The sequence below is a fragment of the Arthrobacter sp. NtRootA1 genome (genome assembly GCF_019976975.1).
Classification (GTDB): domain Bacteria; phylum Actinomycetota; class Actinomycetes; order Actinomycetales; family Micrococcaceae; genus Arthrobacter; species Arthrobacter aromaticivorans.
Genome location: NZ_AP024630.1, coordinates 1,154,443 through 1,172,985, shown reverse-complemented (window position 1 = coordinate 1,172,985; position 18,543 = coordinate 1,154,443). Strand labels below are relative to the sequence as shown.

Here is an 18,543-nt window from a genome sequence, read left to right as displayed (position 1 = left end):
GTCGAGGGCAGTCTTAAGCCGGCTCACTCCCGAGGAGAAGCGAGTGTTTGACGGCTCGCGCAGGCTCGTGTGGCGACAGGGTGCGGCTGGAGCAGGAGCTGAGTGATTGGGAGTGGGCATTGCAGCAGCTTGACCTTGTCACTGACGCCTCGCCGTGGGTTGATATTGGGGTCCACCGCTTTTCCGCTTAGGAAGCTTCGTTCTCGCGGCAAGCCGGCCGTTGGGACAGCCGGTGATGTGAGTGAGTTGGATGTTGGACGGCGTTTGGGTGAAGAGCAAAGTGCTGCTTCTACCGTCACCGGTAGCTATTCCACGGGACTCTGGCCGTCCCCTTCATTCCCGTTCTTTTCGCGGCCACGCCGGCGCATGGCCCGCTCGGAAATGCTGCTCGAAAGCTTTCCTGTCACTGATTTCGCCTCATCCAACGTTTCTCTGCCGATCCGCCGGGTGGCGTCGAAGCCCTCCGCGCCGGTTTCGATGGCTTTTTCGGTCGCTGACTTAGCGCGATCGACTGTCTCTGCGCTCAAACGCCTAGCCGTGTCTACACCACCTGCGCCAGCTACTAAGGCTTTGTCTTTTAGCTCTGTGGCCGCATCTATCCAGCGTTTTGCCTCAAGCTTTTGCCGTTCTAGGTCAATACCAAGTGTCCCGTGGAAGTCAATTACACCAGTCACTACCTGATTACTGGTCTGAATAACAGCGCGGGAGGCCCCCGGCTGCAGAAACACCTTAGTATTCGCTTTCTCTGCGGCGGCATCCATGCGGGACAACAGTCGCTCGGTGCTTTGCGAAATGAGCTTCAAGCGCTGATGCCGGGCAGCCTTCAGCCCTAGACGATGTTGGTCCAATTCATCCGGAGAGGCATCCAACACACGGTCGAGTTCAAGCAAGGCAACAGCATCTTGAAGCTGGAAACAACGAGCGAGCACGGCGAGCCATTCGCGAACCTTCGGTTCGATTTCAGCGATGGCCTCAGCCACGTCACCCAGTTTGCTCTTCCGTTCAATCTTCTCTGCGAGGGCATCGAGTTGACGTAGCGCATATCCTTGCGTGCTCTTCAAGGTGGTTGATGTTGCTTGAACTTTCGACCATGTAGTTTCCGAGACCCGCCCCACGTGCTCGCGAATGAGCAATGCCTCTTCAATTTCAATGTCCACGCCGATCATGGCAGCGAACACCGCGTCCTTCTGGGCACGCAGAAGATCATCGATCTTCTCATCAATGGCGGCGAGATAATCGGTGATCTCATCCATGGCCTGCTGCATGGCGACCTGTGACATGATTCCGGCAGCACCAGACAGGACGGCTGGGTTGGTGATCAGAGCCCCTGGCACTTTAGCGAATTGAACGATGCCCTTGATCTGCCCGCCTTTGGCCTGCACAACGCCCAGATTAAGCCCGCTCGTAGAACTCTTCATAAGGCCGTATTTCTTGACGAGCTGTGCAGATTCCTCGGTGAGCTTGACCCATCGCCCAGAGTTGGCTGCGATTTCGGAACCAGACTGAACGATACCTGCCGCAGCGCCAATGCCGGGCCAGAGTCTTTGCAGTCCGAGATCCTTTGAGGCCAAGCCCTCGGAGACGAGGAAGCGCTCGACGGCGTTTGGGTCGCCAATGACCGCCAAACCATCGCCATCACTTATTAGTTGAATCTCGTTATCCATTGTGTCCCAAGTCGTCGGCATCAAAAGATCGTTCTCCGGTTTGAGTGTATGTGGGGTACGCAGCTATCTGCCTGACCCAGTCGGCATTTCCTTCACCCTGGATCTGACTTGCCGTCAGCATCGAGCCTTGCGCCATCAGATAGTGTGAAGCAACGTGCATGGTTGCCGTCCAGGAGCGATTCGAGTCCAGCCGAGGACACTACGCAGACGTGATGCTCAAGTACATCCTGACCAAGCACCCCCAGCAACTTCTGACTGAACTCAAGTGTCTTGTCTGTGACGGGTTGTCCTGTGAGGTCCCCGTGAACCAGCAAGGATATTTGACCCGTAACATCCGTCTTGAAACGGGCACCGTGTCGTTGTAAATCCTGCTCCAAGACTGATCGCTTCACGTGTTCTCCGAAAATATGAACCTTGCCGGTTATTGCAACCGTTTGACCCCGGAGCTCAGTTACAACACTCGAGCAGGTGCCAGAATATTTGTACATCTTGTTCCAAACTTTCGGCTTTCAAGCCATTACAACGTGGAAGGACGTCGCAATCTTCACAGATCAAGACTTTGTGTCGTAATTAGTTTCCGGGCAGCATCTAAGAAGTCCAAGCCCGTTGGCACCTCCCATGAAGCAACTCGACATTGACCGAATACTCTGGTTGATGCCTTTAGACGAGATTCATCCGGAGTGAGCTCGCGTACGCCTCCGCCGCTAACTCCTCCACCCGCATCAGAAGCCCCTCCGGCTCCTGCGACAGATCCAGTGGGAATTCCACCACAGACACACCCGTGTTCCGGATTCGGCGAACACGCGGAGCTCCACTCCCCGCATAAACAAGCCAAGCACGCGGCACTCCGAGAGCCGTGCAGTACGCAAGCATCTGATAGTGGTCAGCATTCGGATACGCACCGCTTGCTGAGGCCGCCTTGTACTTGGCATCGAAGATCATCGCCGGCAGGCCTCGGACGGAATGCACCACGTCCACAAACATCCGTACTCGGTCGCTGCTCCGGAAACCGTGTTCCGATTCGTCCATGAATGCTTCGTATTGCCACTCCGTCAGCCCCGCATAAGGCTCGAGCGCCTCCTTCAAGGCAGTGCCTACAAAGTCCTCAAATACAGTGGCCATATTCACTACGAAGGAGGCAACCATGCGATGGCCAACCCCGGCTTCGGCGGACATGTTCTGAAGGATGATTTCGGACAACCTCAGTGCTGGCACATAGTGGCCATTGATTCTGGATTCGGTCCAGGCCGGCAACACGGCCCCATGATTCAAAGTAGAAATACCCTCAAGCTTCGAATCCAGGTGAGAAAAACGTCCCAGGAGCGTGTCCGGCAGCCGAGGAACCTGCATCATCGTCCGAATCGCGGCCCGGAGAATCTGGTTCTCAGCTACGTCAGCTGTGTAGTCGTCGTATGAAACTTCGAGAGGCAGGAGCAGTCCAGGACGCCTGCTCATCTGGTCACCGACACGTATTCGGCCCTTAACCGTCCGTAGCGCCTCTTCCAGAGACACGTAACTGTTCAGTGGCCCACGTTCAAGCGCTCGTTCGCCGTGCCTCGCAAGCGACTCACCCAGTGCAGCAAAGAGATCGTCATCTTCAGCACCAATTACGTTGTCCCTTCGAAAGCCTGGGTCCGCCGCATAACCCAGCAGAAATAGCAGCCGGCTGAGACCCACCTTTTCCTTAGGCTTCACCCGAACCAACAAGCCGTCGATCTGGACTGCCCCAACTTTCCCGGCGGGCAGAATGGTCCAAGCATCCCCATGCGCGGGCACGACGGAAACCAGGCCAGTGTCCCGCAGCGTGGCAGCCACCTCACGGTCCAGCTCGACTGGCTCCGGATACCCCTGCAACTCGTCGAGTACGATTTCTCTCGGCATCAGACGATAGCTTCGTCGCCAAATTCCGACACAGACGAGTCCGGCGCGCTATCAGTGGGTCCGATGTCCAAGCGGGCTTTACGCCGTATGGCCTCAAGTCCGAACTTCTCACGAATCCTTTCCCGACTCAAACGCCCAAAGTACTGCTCCTCAAGCAAAGGCAACAACTCATATTTCCAGATCTCGGCCAGTCCTTGGTCCGTCTCAGCGTGCGGCTTCATGAAGTACGACGGCCCAATCATCAAGTCGCGGTTCGTGGCCTCGATCTCGCTGTTCAACGCATTCAAGAGTTCAGCCCGTAGGGCCGGCTTGCCTGTGGCCTCCAAGAAGCGCTCGAGCATCCCGGAGATCATGCCCTCCTGAGGATGCAACTCCACAAACGCGAACCGTCGGCGAATGGCAGCGTCCACGAGGGCAATGGAGCGGTCCGAGGTGTTCATCGTGCCGATGATGAAAAGATTTGGCGGCAAGACGAATGTCTGTTGCTGGTTGTACTGCAGATTGATGCCTTGGTCGCGATACTCCAGGAGGAAGTACAGCTCACCGAAGATCTTCGCCAGATTGCCCCGGTTCATCTCGTCGATGATCAGGAAATAGGGCTTGTCCCGGTTTCCGTCCAATGACGCCTCAGCGGCGATTCGCCGTAAAGGGCCAGGTTCGAGACTGAAGCCGACATTGGCGCCGTCGGACTTGGCCGGACGGTAGCCCTCGAAAAAATCCTCATACGCGTACGACGGATGGAACTGCACCGTCTTGACATGGTCTCCATGTTCCTCGCCCGCGAGAAACCGTGCGATTTTCCCCGCCAAGTACGTCTTACCAGTCCCTGGCGGACCGTAGAAAACGATCTGCTGGCGTGTCTGGAGCAGGCGAATAACTTCCTGCACGTCGTCGCGCTGAACATGCAGCCTGGTCGCGAGATCGGTGGTTGCCTCGCGCAGTTGAGGTACGACGGCGACCTGCGGCAGTGGGGCCGGCACCGGTTCAGTGCCACTCAAGACCGGTTCGGCTTCGGACCACGCGGTAATGATTGAGAGACCATCGGTTAGGTCAACAACAGAACCTTGCTCCTCCAACAGCCGTGGCATCGGTGCCGGAAGGTCATCATTGGCGATGGGTTCCTGTCGCCAGGCCACCTGTCGCCGCAACCCGGAGGTCTCGTCGTCGGCGTACTCCGCTTCGCCGGTAATGACGCCAAGGTAGAGGTTGCTTTCGAAGGCTGTGAGGACGAAATCGTCCACCTTCATCTGAGTGAGGAAACGGTAGAACTCCTGGGCCCGCACTTTGCGTTCGGCGTAGTCGATGTGCTGGTAGCCGGCATTTACTGCCGCCTGTATTTGGTCAAAGTTGCTCCCCTGGGCAGGAGAGCCGAGGTGTTGAGCTCTGAGAGAGACGAAGACTTGGCCAAGCCATGAGTCCACCATCGCGATGCCGCCTTGGTTCTGGCGAACAAGCCAAGCCCGTCGCCCGGCATCACCGCTCGAAGGCTGCCATTCGCTCAGGTACGGCTCGTCGTACCACTCGACGAATTCGTCAAAGGCACCCTGCTGTGCCCGCCGGATATTGAGAAGGTCCTTTGCAATCTCGATCTCCGTATCGCCCGTCGGCCCTCCGATGATTCCTGCGAAGGCATTCCGGATCTTGATCCTGTGATCTCTGCTGACAACGGGCTGAAGATGATGCGGCCATGCCAGAAACTCAAGGCTGTAGCGGATTGTTGGCCAGTCCTTGGGGACGGACTGTGTGAGGGCAATGAATGCCCAAGGGTCTTCCAGAGCTTTGTCTATGAGGCTTTCTGGCTGCTCCGTCACATGTTCCACAAACCGACTGAGCCAGCCCACATGGTCAGCGACTTGAATGTTGAAGCCCACTCCTCCGTTGAAGGCACCTTTGGCTTGAAGTCCTTCGCGCAGCCCCTCCGGCAACTCAACGTTGCCCTCCGGCACCCAGGACAGGACCTTCTCGACGCGGGCGATCTTCGTCCCGGCCGTCACGTTTTCCAGGGGAAGGACTTGAAGATAAACCAGTTCCGCCGCCAAAAGGACGGTCTCCCTTGCGGCGCCGTCCAGCTGACGCTCCAGCTTGGCCATAAAAGAGCCAGGACCGACGTCGGTGTTCGTGCTCCGACGGGCCAGATCCTTCGCCGCTTCCGACGTCCACGTGTAGGTCCGGCCATCCATGGGCGAAGGTTCCCCACGAAGACCAGCACTGATGATCCGTCGTGCCGGCGTTTCGAGGGGTAGTGCACCGCCAAGCCCGTTGTTTAGAGTCTCTACTTTGTCGCCCCTCCAAGCCCGAAGCGCTTGACTGTCGGGGATGCTCCACTCGTCCGTGGGATCTACATTCATCACGGTCCACATCAGTCCCTGGGCATCCAACCGGTCGCGGACCTTGATTCCATGTTCGGGAGCCAGCCGGACGATTTCGTCGAGCGCTTCCAACAGAAGTTCATAACGGCGAGCGGGGTCGCCGCTGGCGCCTCTGTCATCCCACCCAACCAGTTTTAGAAACTTTTTGGCTGCTCGTGCCCTGTAGGGGGGGAAGTTGTATGGATCCCGCCCCATCAGCAGCAGCGACGCGAAACCTATGATGCCGCCGACAGAAAATTGCTCGGGATTGTATGGGCGAAGAGCAAGTGTGAAATTATTGATGTCCCGGGTATCCAAGTCACCTTCCCACAGCAAGGCGATCACCCGCCACAGGTCGTCTGGGTTTGTCCGGCCCAGGTCAACCAGCCGCATCATGAAGTATTGATTCATCAACCCGGATGAAGAGATGTCCCGCCGAAGCGCTTCGAACCATTCCGGATCCTTTCCGAGGAAGGTCTCCCGTGTCCTTCGGAGCCGCTCTGCAACTGCGATCTTATAGCTGTACTCGTCAGCGTCCAGATCAACCGTCTTAGCGAACACTGCGCCAAACTCCATGAATTGACGCCACTTGGGATCGCTCATGCCGCGTTCCTCCTATGCAGCAACACAGATCCGCGTTCGACACAAGGGGACATCAAGTACTCCATTTTCTGCTCAATCGACGCAACCACAGCCACACCGTGGGCGTGGTCCTTGAGGAACATCACTCAGCGCTCACGGCCATCTACATATCTAGCACCACAATGCGCGAATCCGCGGAGGACACAGGACCATCGGCACTATGACGGCTCAACTCGCCTCTCACGTCGGCTCCGGTCGTTAAGTCCACCTCGCCGTCTCCACCTGCCCCGAAGCACCCCGCCGATACCGCGGCCACGACCTCATCTACTGGATGCTCGAAACCGCCAAACACGGCCCCGACTACGGCATCAACGCCCTCACCCGCGAGGCACTCCCCTCCCCCGCCGCCCGCTTCGCCTGCAACCCACTGCTCTCCGGCACCGAAGGCGGCCACGACATCCACCTCCGCGACCTCGGCCGCCGGGGCATGCACCTGTACGGCCGCTTGGAAAGCATCGACGACGGCGAGGTCACCTTCAGCGACGACCTCCCCGAACGCCTCGCAACAGCCGAATCCAACTTCAACCAACGCATGCGGAAAGCAATCGACGCCTACATCCCTGCGGCAGGGATCGACGCCGAAGAGCAGCCTCCGACACCGGCCGATAACTGGCTGCCCTCCGAGTCCGCGCGACTAAACCTGGCCCAAGCGAACATCACGTCAGTCCTGTGGGCCACCGGATACAAACTCGATCTGTCCTTCATCGACATCCCAGTCCTGGACGAATGGGGCTACCCAAAACACACGGCAGGCGTCACCGAACAGCCCGGCCTGTACGCCGTAGGGCTTCCGTGGCTGACGCGGCACTACTCCTCGATCCTCGGCGGCGTGGGTCTGGACGCGGAGTACGTGGCGAGGCGGATGGCTGAGTGAACAATAGCCTGAGGACACACACTCGGCGCGCCGAACAGAACTAAGCGACGGGGACCTCATGTCTGGCATTGCCGGAGCGGCCGCCGTCGTTGATGACGGCGTCGACGTCGCCGTAGTCGATTGACCCATCCGACGCCTCGACCAGGCCTCCACTGCCGGGTGGCGACGGTCAATTGACGACCAGGTAATCTGACGGCACGGTCGGTTTCTCTCGGCAGTCCTTGACGCGGCCCGGCGGAGCGCGCAGCATCGGTCCCTCCTATACCCATCTCGGATCAGGTCCGCCTCAAACCGGCTACCACTCCAACGACATTGGACAGTAACCGACTTACCGGACCAGTTGGATGGTGCCTACTGCCGTAGAGGCTGAGAACTACCCTTAACGGTCAGCTCGTCAGCTATGTCCCTCGCATCGAAGCGGAACGTACCAAACGATCGAGTTGGGTCACTCGAGCCTATCGCCTGCTCGCCCCGCAGCTATCGCTTCACGGTGCCCGGGCGCACCCGCTAGTCCGTGACCGACGAAGACCTGATTCTCTTCTATATCCGGGGTAAGGAGAGCGTTTCTTTAGGCAGGGAGATCCTGATCGATCGTTGAGACGCGCCGATTTCATTCCAGTCATACATAAGGAACGAGGTTCCAGTAATCGTCCCATCATCGCGCATCTCATCGTGCGGGCCTTACGTACGTGGCCTAAGCCAGCAACTGCACGGAACTTTCGAAGACGGATGTAAACGATGTCATCGCTAGCTGGCGCCGGCGGCCGACCGAGCCCTCCGGCCGCGGCCCTTCACCATAGACCAAGCGGCGGCGGCGAGGAAGGCTGCTGCCGCCCCGCCTGCCACGGCGGGCAGTTCACTCGGGGAGCCGGCCGCTGGTTAGGCAGTCGCTTCCCGGTCCGGGGATGCGGCCATTGCTGTGGCAACTGTGGATGCCTGCGGCTTTGCTGCTAGGGCTGCAGTGGAATACCGGACCACAGAACCGTCCGGGGCCACCGCCAGAAGACCGGGGCCGTCATCAGTGGGGATGGAACAGCCCACTTCATTGGCATGAGAGCGGATCACGGACAGCTCCTGGGTCAGCAGGCTCGTCACATACAGCGATCCGTCAGGCGCGAAGGCTACGTCCTGCTCACCCTCCAGAGCTCTCGGCTAGCCAGAGAGAGTGCACTAGGACTTCGGGAGCTGTGATGAGGGATATGCTGCACCATAGGATCCATCGATGGAGGGGCATTGGAAACCAACAGTAGAAAAGTCTTTGTGGTGCATGGACGCAACGGCAAACTACGGGCAGAGATTTTTCAGTTTCTGCGATCGTTAGGGCTCGATCCGACGGAATGGTCCCAAGCTGTCGCCGACACCGGGCACGCGTCACCGTACATTGGCGACGTGCTCACTACGGCCTTCGATGAGGCGCAGGCAATTCTGGTTCTTCTGACACCTGATGATGTCGCCTATCTGCACGATTCCTTGGCTGACGAGGATGACCCCGAAACCTCTCCCCAACTGCAGCCGCGCCCAAACGTGCTATTCGAAGCTGGAATGGCGATGGGACGCGACGATCGCCGCACAATCCTCGTGGAGATGGGCAGGGTAAAAACATTCAGCGATATTCAAGGACGACACGTTGTCCGACTTGATAACGACACAGCAAAACGACAAGACCTTGCTAATCGGCTGAAAAACGCAGGGTGCGCCGTGAACATGACCGGCACCGACTGGCACACGGCGGGAGACCTGACGCCCCCTGCCCCTGCCGGTGGAGGTCTACCCATGGGCAAGAAGCTGCCCTCCTCCCAAGCATCAAACAAGCCTAAGCTGTCAGCCAGGCTCTCCATGCCCGGAGGCAACAAGCTAGGGAAGATCCTCGTCACCAACCTTGGCCCCGGAGACGTATTTGACCTCGACGTCCACCCAGCAGAAGGTGAAGAACGCGGTCTCTTCCGGGAAGAAGACGACTTTCCGCTGCCCAAGTTGCCGCAAGGCAAAAGTATTGCATCCTTGCGCGTGCTCCCACTTACGATGGCGGACAGGGCTAAGTCGCACTTCAACATTGTGATCACTGGAACGACCATGGACGGCACACCATTCGAGCAGCATGAATTCGTAAGTCAGGACTGACCATGAGCGAAGGATTCGAAGTCTCTTTTACCTACGAACTCCCCGTCGATAGCGATGGGTTTCTCCGGCGACAGTGCCCAACATGCGGCCGGGACTTCAAATGGCATAGTGGACCGGCGAACGAAGAAGGCGAACTCCATCCAGAAGCAACCATCTACTACTGCCCCCTATGCGGAGACTCGGCCCTAAAAGACCAATGGTTCACACCCGCCCAGGCTACCTTCATCCAAGGCCACGCTGATGCGGCAACCATGCAACGACTCGATGAAGAACTATCCGGATTGTTTCGTGGCATGAACAGCAAACACCTGAAGGTCAAGCAGACCGGCCATTTGGACGTACCGGAACTTCCGGACCCGCTGGTGGAAACAGACGACATGGTCATAGTGGTCTCCCCATGCCACTCTTATGAACCCGTCAAAGTCCCCGAAAACCACCCGGGCCCCTTGCATTGCCTCATTTGTGGAGAAGCATACGCAGTTTAGCCGGACCGACGAAAAAACAGCCGCGGTTAGCCATCCCCTACTGTACGTAGCCAACCGCTATCAAGTGACCATAGAACGTTCAGAATAAGTGGTGCGGTCTTTGTCGAGGGGCGCGAGTGTAGATCAAGGGCAAGGACGCCAGCGTCTGGAGCTTCATTGCGGGTCAGTTGGCCACCTGAGTCGTGTCGGCCGAATGGAGGGCGGCGCTCTACCGCGCCGCAGCCTGGTTCCCGGCGCCATCGTCACGGAACAACAGACCAAAATGGATGGCCGCTCCGGGACAGCCGTCGGCACAACCGAGGACGGGGTTCGCACCGACGTCATCTTTGACCCGGCCCCGTGGCTGTTCATCGGCATGCGGGCGGTCAACGTAAAGGGAACCTCAGACTTCCCGCCGGTCCCACAACAGCTTGGACTTCCGTCCGAACCTCAGTCGTAGACTCTGTCGATTGACTGCTACCCACTCCCCAATGGGGTGCACGAGTGGACCCCTAACCGATCTCCGACATATCCCCCACCCCAGGCGTCCCCTCAACCAGGGCGTACCGCTGCATCACCGCACCCTTTGGCGAGGCAACCACCGGCTCGATAAGTTGAAGGTTCGTCGGCACCACCCCCTCGGCGAACACCTTCTTCCCACGGCCCAGAAGGATCGGATACACCCACAGATTGAGCCGGTCGAACAGCCGCTCAGCGAACAGGGTCTGCACAAAATCCAGGCTGCCGATCACGTGAATGTTCTCGTGCTGGTTGCGGAGCTCGCGCAGAGAAGCCACCACGTCAGGACCGAGCTGGGAGGAACCATCCCACTCAAGCTTCAGCGACTGACGCGAGGCCACGTACTTCGGAATCCGGTTGAACAACCGCGCGATTCCACTGTCCTGGTGAGGCCAATACGAAGCGAAGATGTCGTAGGTCCGGCGCCCGAGCAGCAGCGCGTCCATCCCCACCATCCCTAATTCGACCTGCTCGCCAACCACATCGTCAAACAGAGGCGCCTGCCAGCCGCCAAACTCGAAACCACCCTCGGGATCTTCCTCAGGGCCACCGGGCGCCTGCGCGACGCCGTCCAGCGTGGTGAACAGGTCAATATGGATCAGTCCCATGTCGGGTTCCTTCCCTGCTGCCCGTCGTCACCCCGGCGACAGGATCATGACGAGGCTTCCACAGAAGCCGCTGCGAAGGCAATGGTCAGCAGACAACGTCGGCGACGGCGACAGCATCTTGCGCTGTCACCGTCGCCGTGGATGGAGCGTGAGTTGACGAACGAGTGAACCCTGAGCCCTGCACCTTGCAGTCGCAGCTTTGGCTTCATAGGAAGAGTAGACCCCATACGAACTCAGCGCGTTAAAGGTCAAGAAGCCAGCGACCAGACAGCCCATCGACTGCAGGTCCGATACGAAGTTCTTTTCAGCAGGAAAGACATCTGGCGGGTACCACGAACACTGGCACCGAACCTTGATGGCTTTGGCTGCTTCGAAGAAGTCGGGAACCGGGTTTGTGGGAGGGCTTGTTACGATTATGCGGTCAGCTTGAAAATTACTCGTAGTTTCACGACTTGACCACCTCGGAAATCTCTGCGGCAATCCGATTGATCGACTGCTCACGTGTCGATCGAGCCACTTTATCAGCAAGGCTAGGACTAAACTTTAGAACCTCGGCATGTGAAACTCCATGCCAAATTGGTAGAATAAGCTGCTCCCGAGCCATCGATTTTGCCAAAATTCCATCGAGCTCGTACTGCGTCCAGCTCTTAGTGAGAAAACTAGGTGAGATCACAACTACGGAGAATCGACTTTCCGCGATACCTGTATCGATACTACGTCGGAGACCATCGCCGATCCTGAGTTGCACTTCATCAAGCCAGGCTCTGACACCCCGACCGACTAGAAAGGACTCAAGTGGCCGTGCAACCTCCGCTTTGTCCTCACTAGCGTGTGAAATGAATACATCCCAGCTCTTCTTCGACGAACCCTCTTTGTCGATGCTACGCTGCGGTCTACGGCTGATGCGGGCCAGGGTTTGTCGCACCTGCGGCCAGGGTCTGGAGTTTTCGAAATCGCGGCCGATGAGGTCTTTCTTTTCATCAAACTTATGTTCTGAATATGTCAATTAGATCTCCTTATTGTTCTTGTTTTCTTCTTGAATAAACTCGCAGTTAATTTAGACCTAATTAACGAACGATCATGCATTTCTATATTGCTAATCGCGGCTGTGCCTAAAATGCTCAACACCTGTGTGATTGACGGTCCCATGAGGTCTGTTCGTGCGCGCGTTTTGGTTCAAGGAGTGCAGTGTTAGCTGCCGGTCTTGCATTAGTGAGACAGGAGGCAAGCCTGATGGCCCTAACTGTGCTTAGGAAGAAGCAAACAATGAGGCGTGGATAGTCGCCTATGTAGAAGCGTGCTACCTGCTCTAACGCTACAGACGGATCCCTGGACGATGAACAGAGAGGCAATCTCTCTATACCACTCAAGGCCCTGTTCCCCCATGTCAAGATCAAGTGACTGCACACTCTCGGGCGTCACTCCCAAGAGTGTGCAGCCAAATCTTCAGAGGAACCGATGGCTAGCCGACGGAAATGCTGGCAATATACAAGGCTTAGTAGACGCCGTCGCGCTCGTATTCCTGGTACTCAGGATCATCGTCGAAGTCCACTACGGGCTCGGATGGTGTTACCGGGCGATCTCCCGCCGGCGCACCGCTTTGCCGCTTCGCCAGACGACTCCAGATTCCAAGGTCCGTAACAATGTCAGTCAATGCCCGGAACTCTCTGTCGACGTCTAACCCGAGCGAATCAACAAGAGTGACGTTCTCTTCGGAGACTATTCCTTGAATGGCTGTAACAGTGGATTGCACACTTTCAACCGCTTCAATAAGGCGTTGTCGGTAGGCCAAAAGCCGAGTTTCGGGAGCTGCGTCATCGTCAGTCGGCGTTGCCCAGCCGTCCTTTTTGTACCGGAAGAGATCCTCACGGGTCAGAAGCTGATTCTCAGACAGATACTGATCCGATGCATTCTGCCCTTTCCTGAGCAACCGCGGCTCGAAACCTGCCCTAACGTCGAGGATAATCTGGCCCAGCTGTTGGATGCCAGCAATGGATGTGACCATACGCTCTATGATTTGTTGAGGTTCGGGAAGGTACTCTCCACCAACCTTAGCCGTGGATCGAATCAATAACGGACTCGCACCGCCTTCGACAAGACAATACAAACCCAGCACGCCGAGCTCAGCCGCTTCGCTGGAAATCTCACGACTTACGTCATCGAGATTTTGGTTCCGAATTTGCAGTTTTTCTACAGCGTCGTTGACCAAATCGAGAATTGAGCGACGGCTCAGCCTAGCCCCAGAAAGCGTTGTCGTGGCAAGCACCTTCTGCATCGTCGAACGGCGACCTTTGAATGCGGTGTCCTCTTCCTTGCCCGAGATGATCCAGTTTGCGCGCAAGGCAGCGTCTGCGGCTAGGGCCGCTCGCTCTTCCCTGCTAGGTCGTTTACCCGTCAACCCATACACCGCAGAATTTACGGCTAAGACCCTTCTGCGATTCCCTTGCGACACGAGAGTCTCAAAAGCCAGAGCCAAAACTTCGTCGGCAAACAGCGGACTTGCGCTCGGATCCTCATCAGCGACCAACTCGCCGCCCTGCGTGGTTTCCGCCTGGAGCACACTCAAGATTCGTTCATCTGAGAAGCCGTCAAGTTTAGGAAGAAGGCCCTTGGCGTGCACATCATCCAGAGCGATCCTCGACTTCAATGCAAATTTAGTGGTGTCCGCAAATGTCAATGGCGGTTCCAAGTGAATATGGCCGACAAGCGAACGACGCACTTCATCGAAGCTCGGCTGCTGCTTTTCCGGCGTACCGATCTTGGCGTAACCGACAATAACCTGCGCCCGGGGCATAACGCTGGACCGAAGGCGGGCCGCCGACACAGAGGCGGCTTCGCTCTCGAGATCCGCAACACCCGAGTCTCGAAGGGTAATCAATTCTTGACGCAAACGATTTTCCACGGCGTCATCTTGCAGATCAAACAAGACGTCCGAAATGCTGATGCCCGAACCTCGCTGCGCACCAACTGTACGACTAAAGCCGTCAGTTGCGTCGAGCACACCGATTTTGGGGCCGTCACCCAAAGCCAAACGCGCAACAGCCAAAAGTCCTGGGGTCTCGATTCCGCGGAAAGGAATCGACTTCGAGTGTGGATTCTGGTTCCAGATTTTTTGGGTTTGCTGAGTCAACGAAGTGATAAGTTCGTCCGGGTCTGGCCAGCTCAAGCCCAGAACTGGCTCGCCCGGCGTCATCGGTCCATAACGGAGAGCTTTTCCTGACTTCCAAGCTCGTTCACCCTCGAAGCGAATGTTTTCCACCGATGGAAGGATCCGCCAGGTAACCACGTCGAATTCAATGTAGGTGATCTTGAATTGACCGAAACGGCGGCTGCGAGGCGAGCGAATAGCCTCTCGGAGTTGTGTCAGGTCTGCGGCAGACCGAGCGATGGTAGCAGCGTCGAAAGCGTGCAGACCGAAAGAGTCCTGCAACATCTCAGACGCCGCAGCGCGAGCCTTGCCATTCTGCGTTCGAAGTGCTTCGGCGACAGCAAGGTACGGCGTGACGTAACCTGATTCGTCATCGTCGACGTTTGCTTCTTGCCAGGCGCGGGCCGCTGCCCCCGTGAAATTCTTAACAGACATAAAAATAGCCTCCTCGGGCTCCTTTTGAATCACCTTGATCCAAAAAATGGGTTGCCCGCCAGAGGCGAGTACACCCATCATGTCCCCAAACGCTCATCCGGAGCGCCAAAGGGGAGTATGGGATTGTTGCGGATTTCGATATTCGACGTTCCTTTAACCACATCGAGAATCCGAGTGGTTCAAGTATTGTCTGGAAAAAACCTATCAACCAGCCAACAACAATCAATACATTGGACAGGCTAGACCAAGGGACAATAGATGTCAAGTTGGCGCGTTGACTCATGGAAAGGGTCCGCGGAGTTGGACACGTTGCCTCATTGGAAAGGTCCGGTTGGGGGTGGTCGCGGACATCCTTGAGGGATGGGTCTGACGATGAGCCACCGCAAGGCGGTCACTCTGATCAAAGCACGTGCCTGCGCCCGGGCAACGCGTACCCAGAAGGTCCGGATCCTCGGTGAGCTGGTCGAGTTGACGGGTTGGAACCGGGTAATGCCCGGGGCGCGTAGCGGAAGGCGCCCGAGCTCAGCAGTGTGCGGGGCCACCAGCACCGGGGCGAGCGTATGGTCCACAGATCGTGGAGGCCTTGGTGTTGTGCAGTTCTGCTGGCTCCGGTCACTACGAAACACGACATCCCCACCGCACCTCACAAGCTTTCAGTCAGGCACGAAAAGAGGCCCAAAAGCCCAGTGATGCAGATGAACGCGACATTCAACCAATCAAGCCCGGCGCCCTCTTACGGCACATCCTCGCCTTTACCACGGAACTAGCAACAATCGCTCTGCCGCGAGAAGGCCGCACCTGCCACGCCAATCAAACTGCCTGGAACCTCAGCTTGCCGGCCTACCCAGCCGGCAAAACCGCAACAAGTAGCCGGAGGAGTTCAACTGAGGCAACGGGGAATGCCCAGTGATCGCCATCCCAGTAACCTGGCAATTGTTGGCGGCTGCCCTCCGCTTGCCTGCAGCTCGCCATGGTGAGTGCGAACACACGCTACCCACCGCCTGTTCTATCGAGGCGGAGACGAAGTGCTCAATCGATCAAAACGTGAAACCATTTCAGTAATAGGCTGAGCTAGGAGGACCTCTGGCAAACAGCTTGAAAGTAACGGTTCCCACGATGTTGAGATTACGATGCCTTTAATAGCGAGGAACTGTCCGTAACAAGGACTACTGTGGCCCAACAAGATCAAAGGACCGAGAGCCTTTGAAGAGCTCAGAACGATCTACGGGCCTTATTTTGAATAAAAACCCCTTGTCTCCTTCATTCCTAATTAGAAAGTCGACAGTTATTTTGCCACGTCGTAAAAGTCTTACGAACTCGGGGAAAATTGGTTCGGTGGTACGCTCGAGCCCCACAAAACGGAGATACTCTTTCTCGCCCTCCATCCGACTTACGGCATCCACCCATACCGTTTGAGCATGCTTCTGATTAAGTCGCTCTTCTAGTTTGTGGAGTGACCAGGAAACAACATCTTCCGGAGCAAGGGGGTTGAATCGAGCATGAAGAAGCTGTGCATCCTTATCAAGGTGAAGGAACAGCGACTGCGGATTAGCAGAACGAACCGAGAGGGTGCAGGAAAGCTTCCTGCCCTCCGGAGTTTCATACCCAAACGCCTCTAGAATCTTCGTCGATGACTTGATCTGGCTAATATCCCAGTCTGGAACCTGCGCAAAAAGGTTTGAACGCGCATTGGTTATCCGTCCGGCTTTAAGTTCAATACCTCGAAAATCGGGGTTTTTGGAAGAATTCATGGGTATTCCAAGCTCCTGCTCAAGTAGACGTCCTACGGAACTACTACCAGCATCAGGTGCCAGAATAAAGCCGCGGCTACTTAGGTCGCGAAGCTTCACCAGAAGCTCTTCGAAGATCGATGGACCTTTGTCACGCTTTAAAAGATCCGAAATGACTCGATAATCTTCTTCTCGAGAATGCGAGCCGTTGAAGCAAAGGATACGATCGCCCACGATCGCCACAATCAGAATCTGTCCTGCATTAAGTACGTTATCTATCGACCGCAGCCAGACACGCTCATCACCTCTGCTCTTGGCACGGTAAAGAGACATGGACGACGGGACCAGCTCTCCAGAACGCGTTATCACGTCGACAGGTATCAAAACCTTAAAGGTAGGTCCGAATCCCTGCGTGTCGTAGTCGTGGAACCCCGATGACTTCATTAACTCCCTGAAGTCTGTCGTTGCGTCAAGGATCGACTTTCGCATGCCTGTCGCAGTCGTCTTAATGTAACTGAAGCGTATGGACTTCTCTGCGAGGAACTTTACAACACTAGGCGATGGAACCGACAAGGTTGTCCCCATTTACATACTCAAAGGAGTCGAACGACGGTTCGACCGTATCCAAAATCCCGCGAAGCATCTTACCAATCGCCCACGACAGATGTGGAGACACCGCGTTTCCTACCTGCGAGTACTGAGGAACTTCAATCCTCCTGCGGTGAGCCCCTGTTGTCTCCTTGCCGAGAAACTCAAAGTCATCAGGAAATCCCTGGAAACGAGCTAGCTCACGCACTGAAAACACTCGGGGGTCCAATGGATGCACGTAGTCATCTGGAAGAGTGACTACAGTGCGCGCTGGCTCCGCCCAGGCAAGTACACGTTGAGAATGCTTCTTGGTTCTCAGCCTCAAAACCAGTTGCACCATATGTTGTAAATTTTCCGCCAGATGGGTTCCATCAGGAGCATATGCTGGAAAGTCGGCGTCTTGAAGCTGCAACTCTATACGGCGGCGTGCCTCAAGCTCATCACATTCTACCGTTTGACTCAAAATTCGCGGGTTTAGACCCTGAACGGCAAGATACTGATACAAACGAAAGCGAGATATGGTTCGCTCATTGTGACGACGACGAATGTGATTCAACTTATCACCATTTGCTTTGCGCGAAAGTCCCCATCTGTCGTCCGACATTATCTTGATGTACTCTTCATGGTTCTGGGTGAGTCCACTGTTACCGAGAAAGTTCAAATCCGCAATAGCATCACCAACGGTTCGAACTTCACGCGACTTCAAAATTGGCACCGGGACCAAAGCAGGAACTGCATCGTCCATGAGATCCGTAAAGTTAGATTTCCAAATCGAAGATGTTGCTTCGATTTGGACGGACGAGGCTATGTCATCCCTTAGGCCGACTATAAGCAGGCGCGGTCGGTGCTGCGGGGCGCCGTAATGTACGGCATTTACCTGCATGGCCTGAACCACGTAACCTGGCTCAGTCTCGGCCAGGGCCGTCCGTAATTGGTTGAATGAAGACTCTTCTTCAGTATTGAACCGCCGCCCCATACCGACCACGTTCTCGATTACTACAGCACGCGGCCTAGTACGTTCAACAAAGTCCAAAAACTGCCACGGCAATCGATTTCGAACGTCTTCAGGATTTCGACGTCCAGCGAGCGAGAAACCTTGACACGGCGGGCCGCCTACTACGAAATCGAGACCTTCTGACGCCAGTTCTGTCATCGCGTCGTCGTTGCTGAGTAGTACACCAAGTTCATTCACGAATACACGCGATTTGACCTGTTCATGCTCGGATAGGCCAAGGTAGTTCTGCCATGCACGGCTGTCAGACATGTCGCCCACCAGGTTGTGGTAGAACGTCCGGGCTGCCATATCCGACTTCTCCACCGCCAGAATCAGCTCGGCACCGGCCCGCTCCAGACCAAGGGACAGTCCACCGCAGCCAGAGAATAGGTCAACATATTTCATTACTAGTCCATTCTGCCGGATGTCCAACACGGCGTTTTTGGTTGGACACTGGGTAGCGCCTCTTACTGTCTATGGAACATGCCGTCCTGATGACGGCATGTTCCAAGTCTAGGTGGCAGGAC

General features: G+C 56.4%; 12 protein-coding genes and 1 pseudogene. 4 read left to right on the top strand and 9 right to left on the bottom strand.

Annotation, left to right across the window (positions count from 1 at the left end; genetic code table 11):
• Positions 1-305: 305 nt before the first annotated feature.
• The 3 genes from LDN90_RS05520 to LDN90_RS05510 form a co-directional block, all read right to left on the bottom strand.
• On the bottom strand, positions 306-1,664 hold the full coding sequence (locus LDN90_RS05520) for a hypothetical protein (RefSeq protein WP_223948271.1): 1,359 nt from the start codon (positions 1,662-1,664) through the stop codon (positions 306-308).
• 660 nt (positions 1,665-2,324) lie between these two features.
• Positions 2,325-3,545, bottom strand: coding sequence for an McrC family protein (locus LDN90_RS05515; protein ID WP_223948270.1), 1,221 nt, complete (start codon positions 3,543-3,545; stop codon positions 2,325-2,327).
• Complete coding sequence (locus LDN90_RS05510; RefSeq protein ID WP_223948269.1) at positions 3,545-6,496, bottom strand: AAA family ATPase; 2,952 nt, start codon at positions 6,494-6,496, stop codon at positions 3,545-3,547. The genes LDN90_RS05515 and LDN90_RS05510 overlap by 1 nt, the downstream gene beginning before the upstream one ends.
• A 223-nt stretch (positions 6,497-6,719) precedes the next feature.
• Here LDN90_RS05510 and LDN90_RS05505 point away from each other — a divergent pair.
• Positions 6,720-7,409: pseudogene (locus tag LDN90_RS05505) on the top strand (FAD-dependent oxidoreductase); the annotation flags it as partial.
• A gap of 879 nt (positions 7,410-8,288) precedes the next feature.
• Here LDN90_RS05505 and LDN90_RS05500 read toward each other — a convergent pair.
• Positions 8,289-8,504: a hypothetical protein gene (locus LDN90_RS05500; protein ID WP_223948268.1), complete on the bottom strand. Its 216-nt coding sequence runs from the start codon at positions 8,502-8,504 to the stop codon at positions 8,289-8,291.
• 138 nt (positions 8,505-8,642) lie between these two features.
• Between LDN90_RS05500 and LDN90_RS05495 the strand changes: the two genes are divergently transcribed.
• From LDN90_RS05495 to LDN90_RS05485, 3 genes are all read left to right on the top strand, one after another.
• On the top strand, positions 8,643-9,530 hold the full coding sequence (locus tag LDN90_RS05495) for a nucleotide-binding protein (RefSeq protein WP_223948267.1): 888 nt from the start codon (positions 8,643-8,645) through the stop codon (positions 9,528-9,530).
• A gap of 2 nt (positions 9,531-9,532) precedes the next feature.
• Positions 9,533-10,015 carry a hypothetical protein gene (locus LDN90_RS05490; protein ID WP_223948266.1) on the top strand — a complete coding sequence of 161 codons (483 nt, stop codon included), beginning with the start codon at positions 9,533-9,535 and terminating at the stop codon, positions 10,013-10,015.
• A gap of 193 nt (positions 10,016-10,208) precedes the next feature.
• Positions 10,209-10,454 (top strand): hypothetical protein, encoded by a 246-nt coding sequence (locus LDN90_RS05485; protein ID WP_223948265.1) that lies wholly within the window; start codon positions 10,209-10,211, stop codon positions 10,452-10,454.
• A 52-nt stretch (positions 10,455-10,506) separates the two neighbouring features.
• On the opposite strand, the gene LDN90_RS05480 is transcribed toward LDN90_RS05485, so the two are convergent.
• From LDN90_RS05480 to LDN90_RS05460, 5 genes are all read right to left on the bottom strand, one after another.
• Positions 10,507-11,121 (bottom strand): dihydrofolate reductase family protein, encoded by a 615-nt coding sequence (locus tag LDN90_RS05480; protein WP_223948264.1) that lies wholly within the window; start codon positions 11,119-11,121, stop codon positions 10,507-10,509.
• A 445-nt stretch (positions 11,122-11,566) separates the two neighbouring features.
• Entirely contained in the window at positions 11,567-12,127 is a 561-nt protein-coding gene (locus LDN90_RS05475; RefSeq protein ID WP_223948263.1) for a toll/interleukin-1 receptor domain-containing protein, read from the bottom strand.
• Positions 12,128-12,616: 489 nt separating this feature from the next.
• On the bottom strand, positions 12,617-14,785 hold the full coding sequence (locus LDN90_RS05470; protein ID WP_223948262.1) for a hypothetical protein: 2,169 nt from the start codon (positions 14,783-14,785) through the stop codon (positions 12,617-12,619).
• A 1,085-nt stretch (positions 14,786-15,870) separates the two neighbouring features.
• On the bottom strand, positions 15,871-16,923 hold the full coding sequence (locus LDN90_RS05465) for an MvaI/BcnI family restriction endonuclease (protein WP_223948261.1): 1,053 nt from the start codon (positions 16,921-16,923) through the stop codon (positions 15,871-15,873).
• Between the two features lie 64 nt (positions 16,924-16,987).
• Positions 16,988-18,421 (bottom strand): DNA cytosine methyltransferase, encoded by a 1,434-nt coding sequence (locus LDN90_RS05460; RefSeq protein WP_223948260.1) that lies wholly within the window; start codon positions 18,419-18,421, stop codon positions 16,988-16,990.
• Positions 18,422-18,543: the final 122 nt, after the last annotated feature.

Excerpts from the sequence above, each read along its gene's own strand:
- LDN90_RS05520 (WP_223948271.1), bottom strand. The coding sequence starts at position 1,664 with ATGGATAACGAGATTCAACTAATAAGTGATGGCGATGGTTTGGCGGTC.
- LDN90_RS05490 (WP_223948266.1), top strand. The coding sequence starts at position 9,533 with ATGAGCGAAGGATTCGAAGTCTCTTTTACCTACGAACTCCCCGTCGAT.
- LDN90_RS05515 (WP_223948270.1), bottom strand. The coding sequence starts at position 3,545 with ATGCCGAGAGAAATCGTACTCGACGAGTTGCAGGGGTATCCGGAGCCA.
- LDN90_RS05460 (WP_223948260.1), bottom strand. The coding sequence starts at position 18,421 with ATGAAATATGTTGACCTATTCTCTGGCTGCGGTGGACTGTCCCTTGGT.
- LDN90_RS05465 (WP_223948261.1), bottom strand. The coding sequence starts at position 16,923 with ATGCGAAAGTCGATCCTTGACGCAACGACAGACTTCAGGGAGTTAATG.
- LDN90_RS05480 (WP_223948264.1), bottom strand. The coding sequence starts at position 11,121 with ATGGGACTGATCCATATTGACCTGTTCACCACGCTGGACGGCGTCGCG.
- LDN90_RS05470 (WP_223948262.1), bottom strand. The coding sequence starts at position 14,785 with ATGATGGGTGTACTCGCCTCTGGCGGGCAACCCATTTTTTGGATCAAG.
- LDN90_RS05485 (WP_223948265.1), top strand. The coding sequence starts at position 10,209 with ATGGAGGGCGGCGCTCTACCGCGCCGCAGCCTGGTTCCCGGCGCCATC.
- LDN90_RS05510 (WP_223948269.1), bottom strand. The coding sequence starts at position 6,496 with ATGAGCGATCCCAAGTGGCGTCAATTCATGGAGTTTGGCGCAGTGTTC.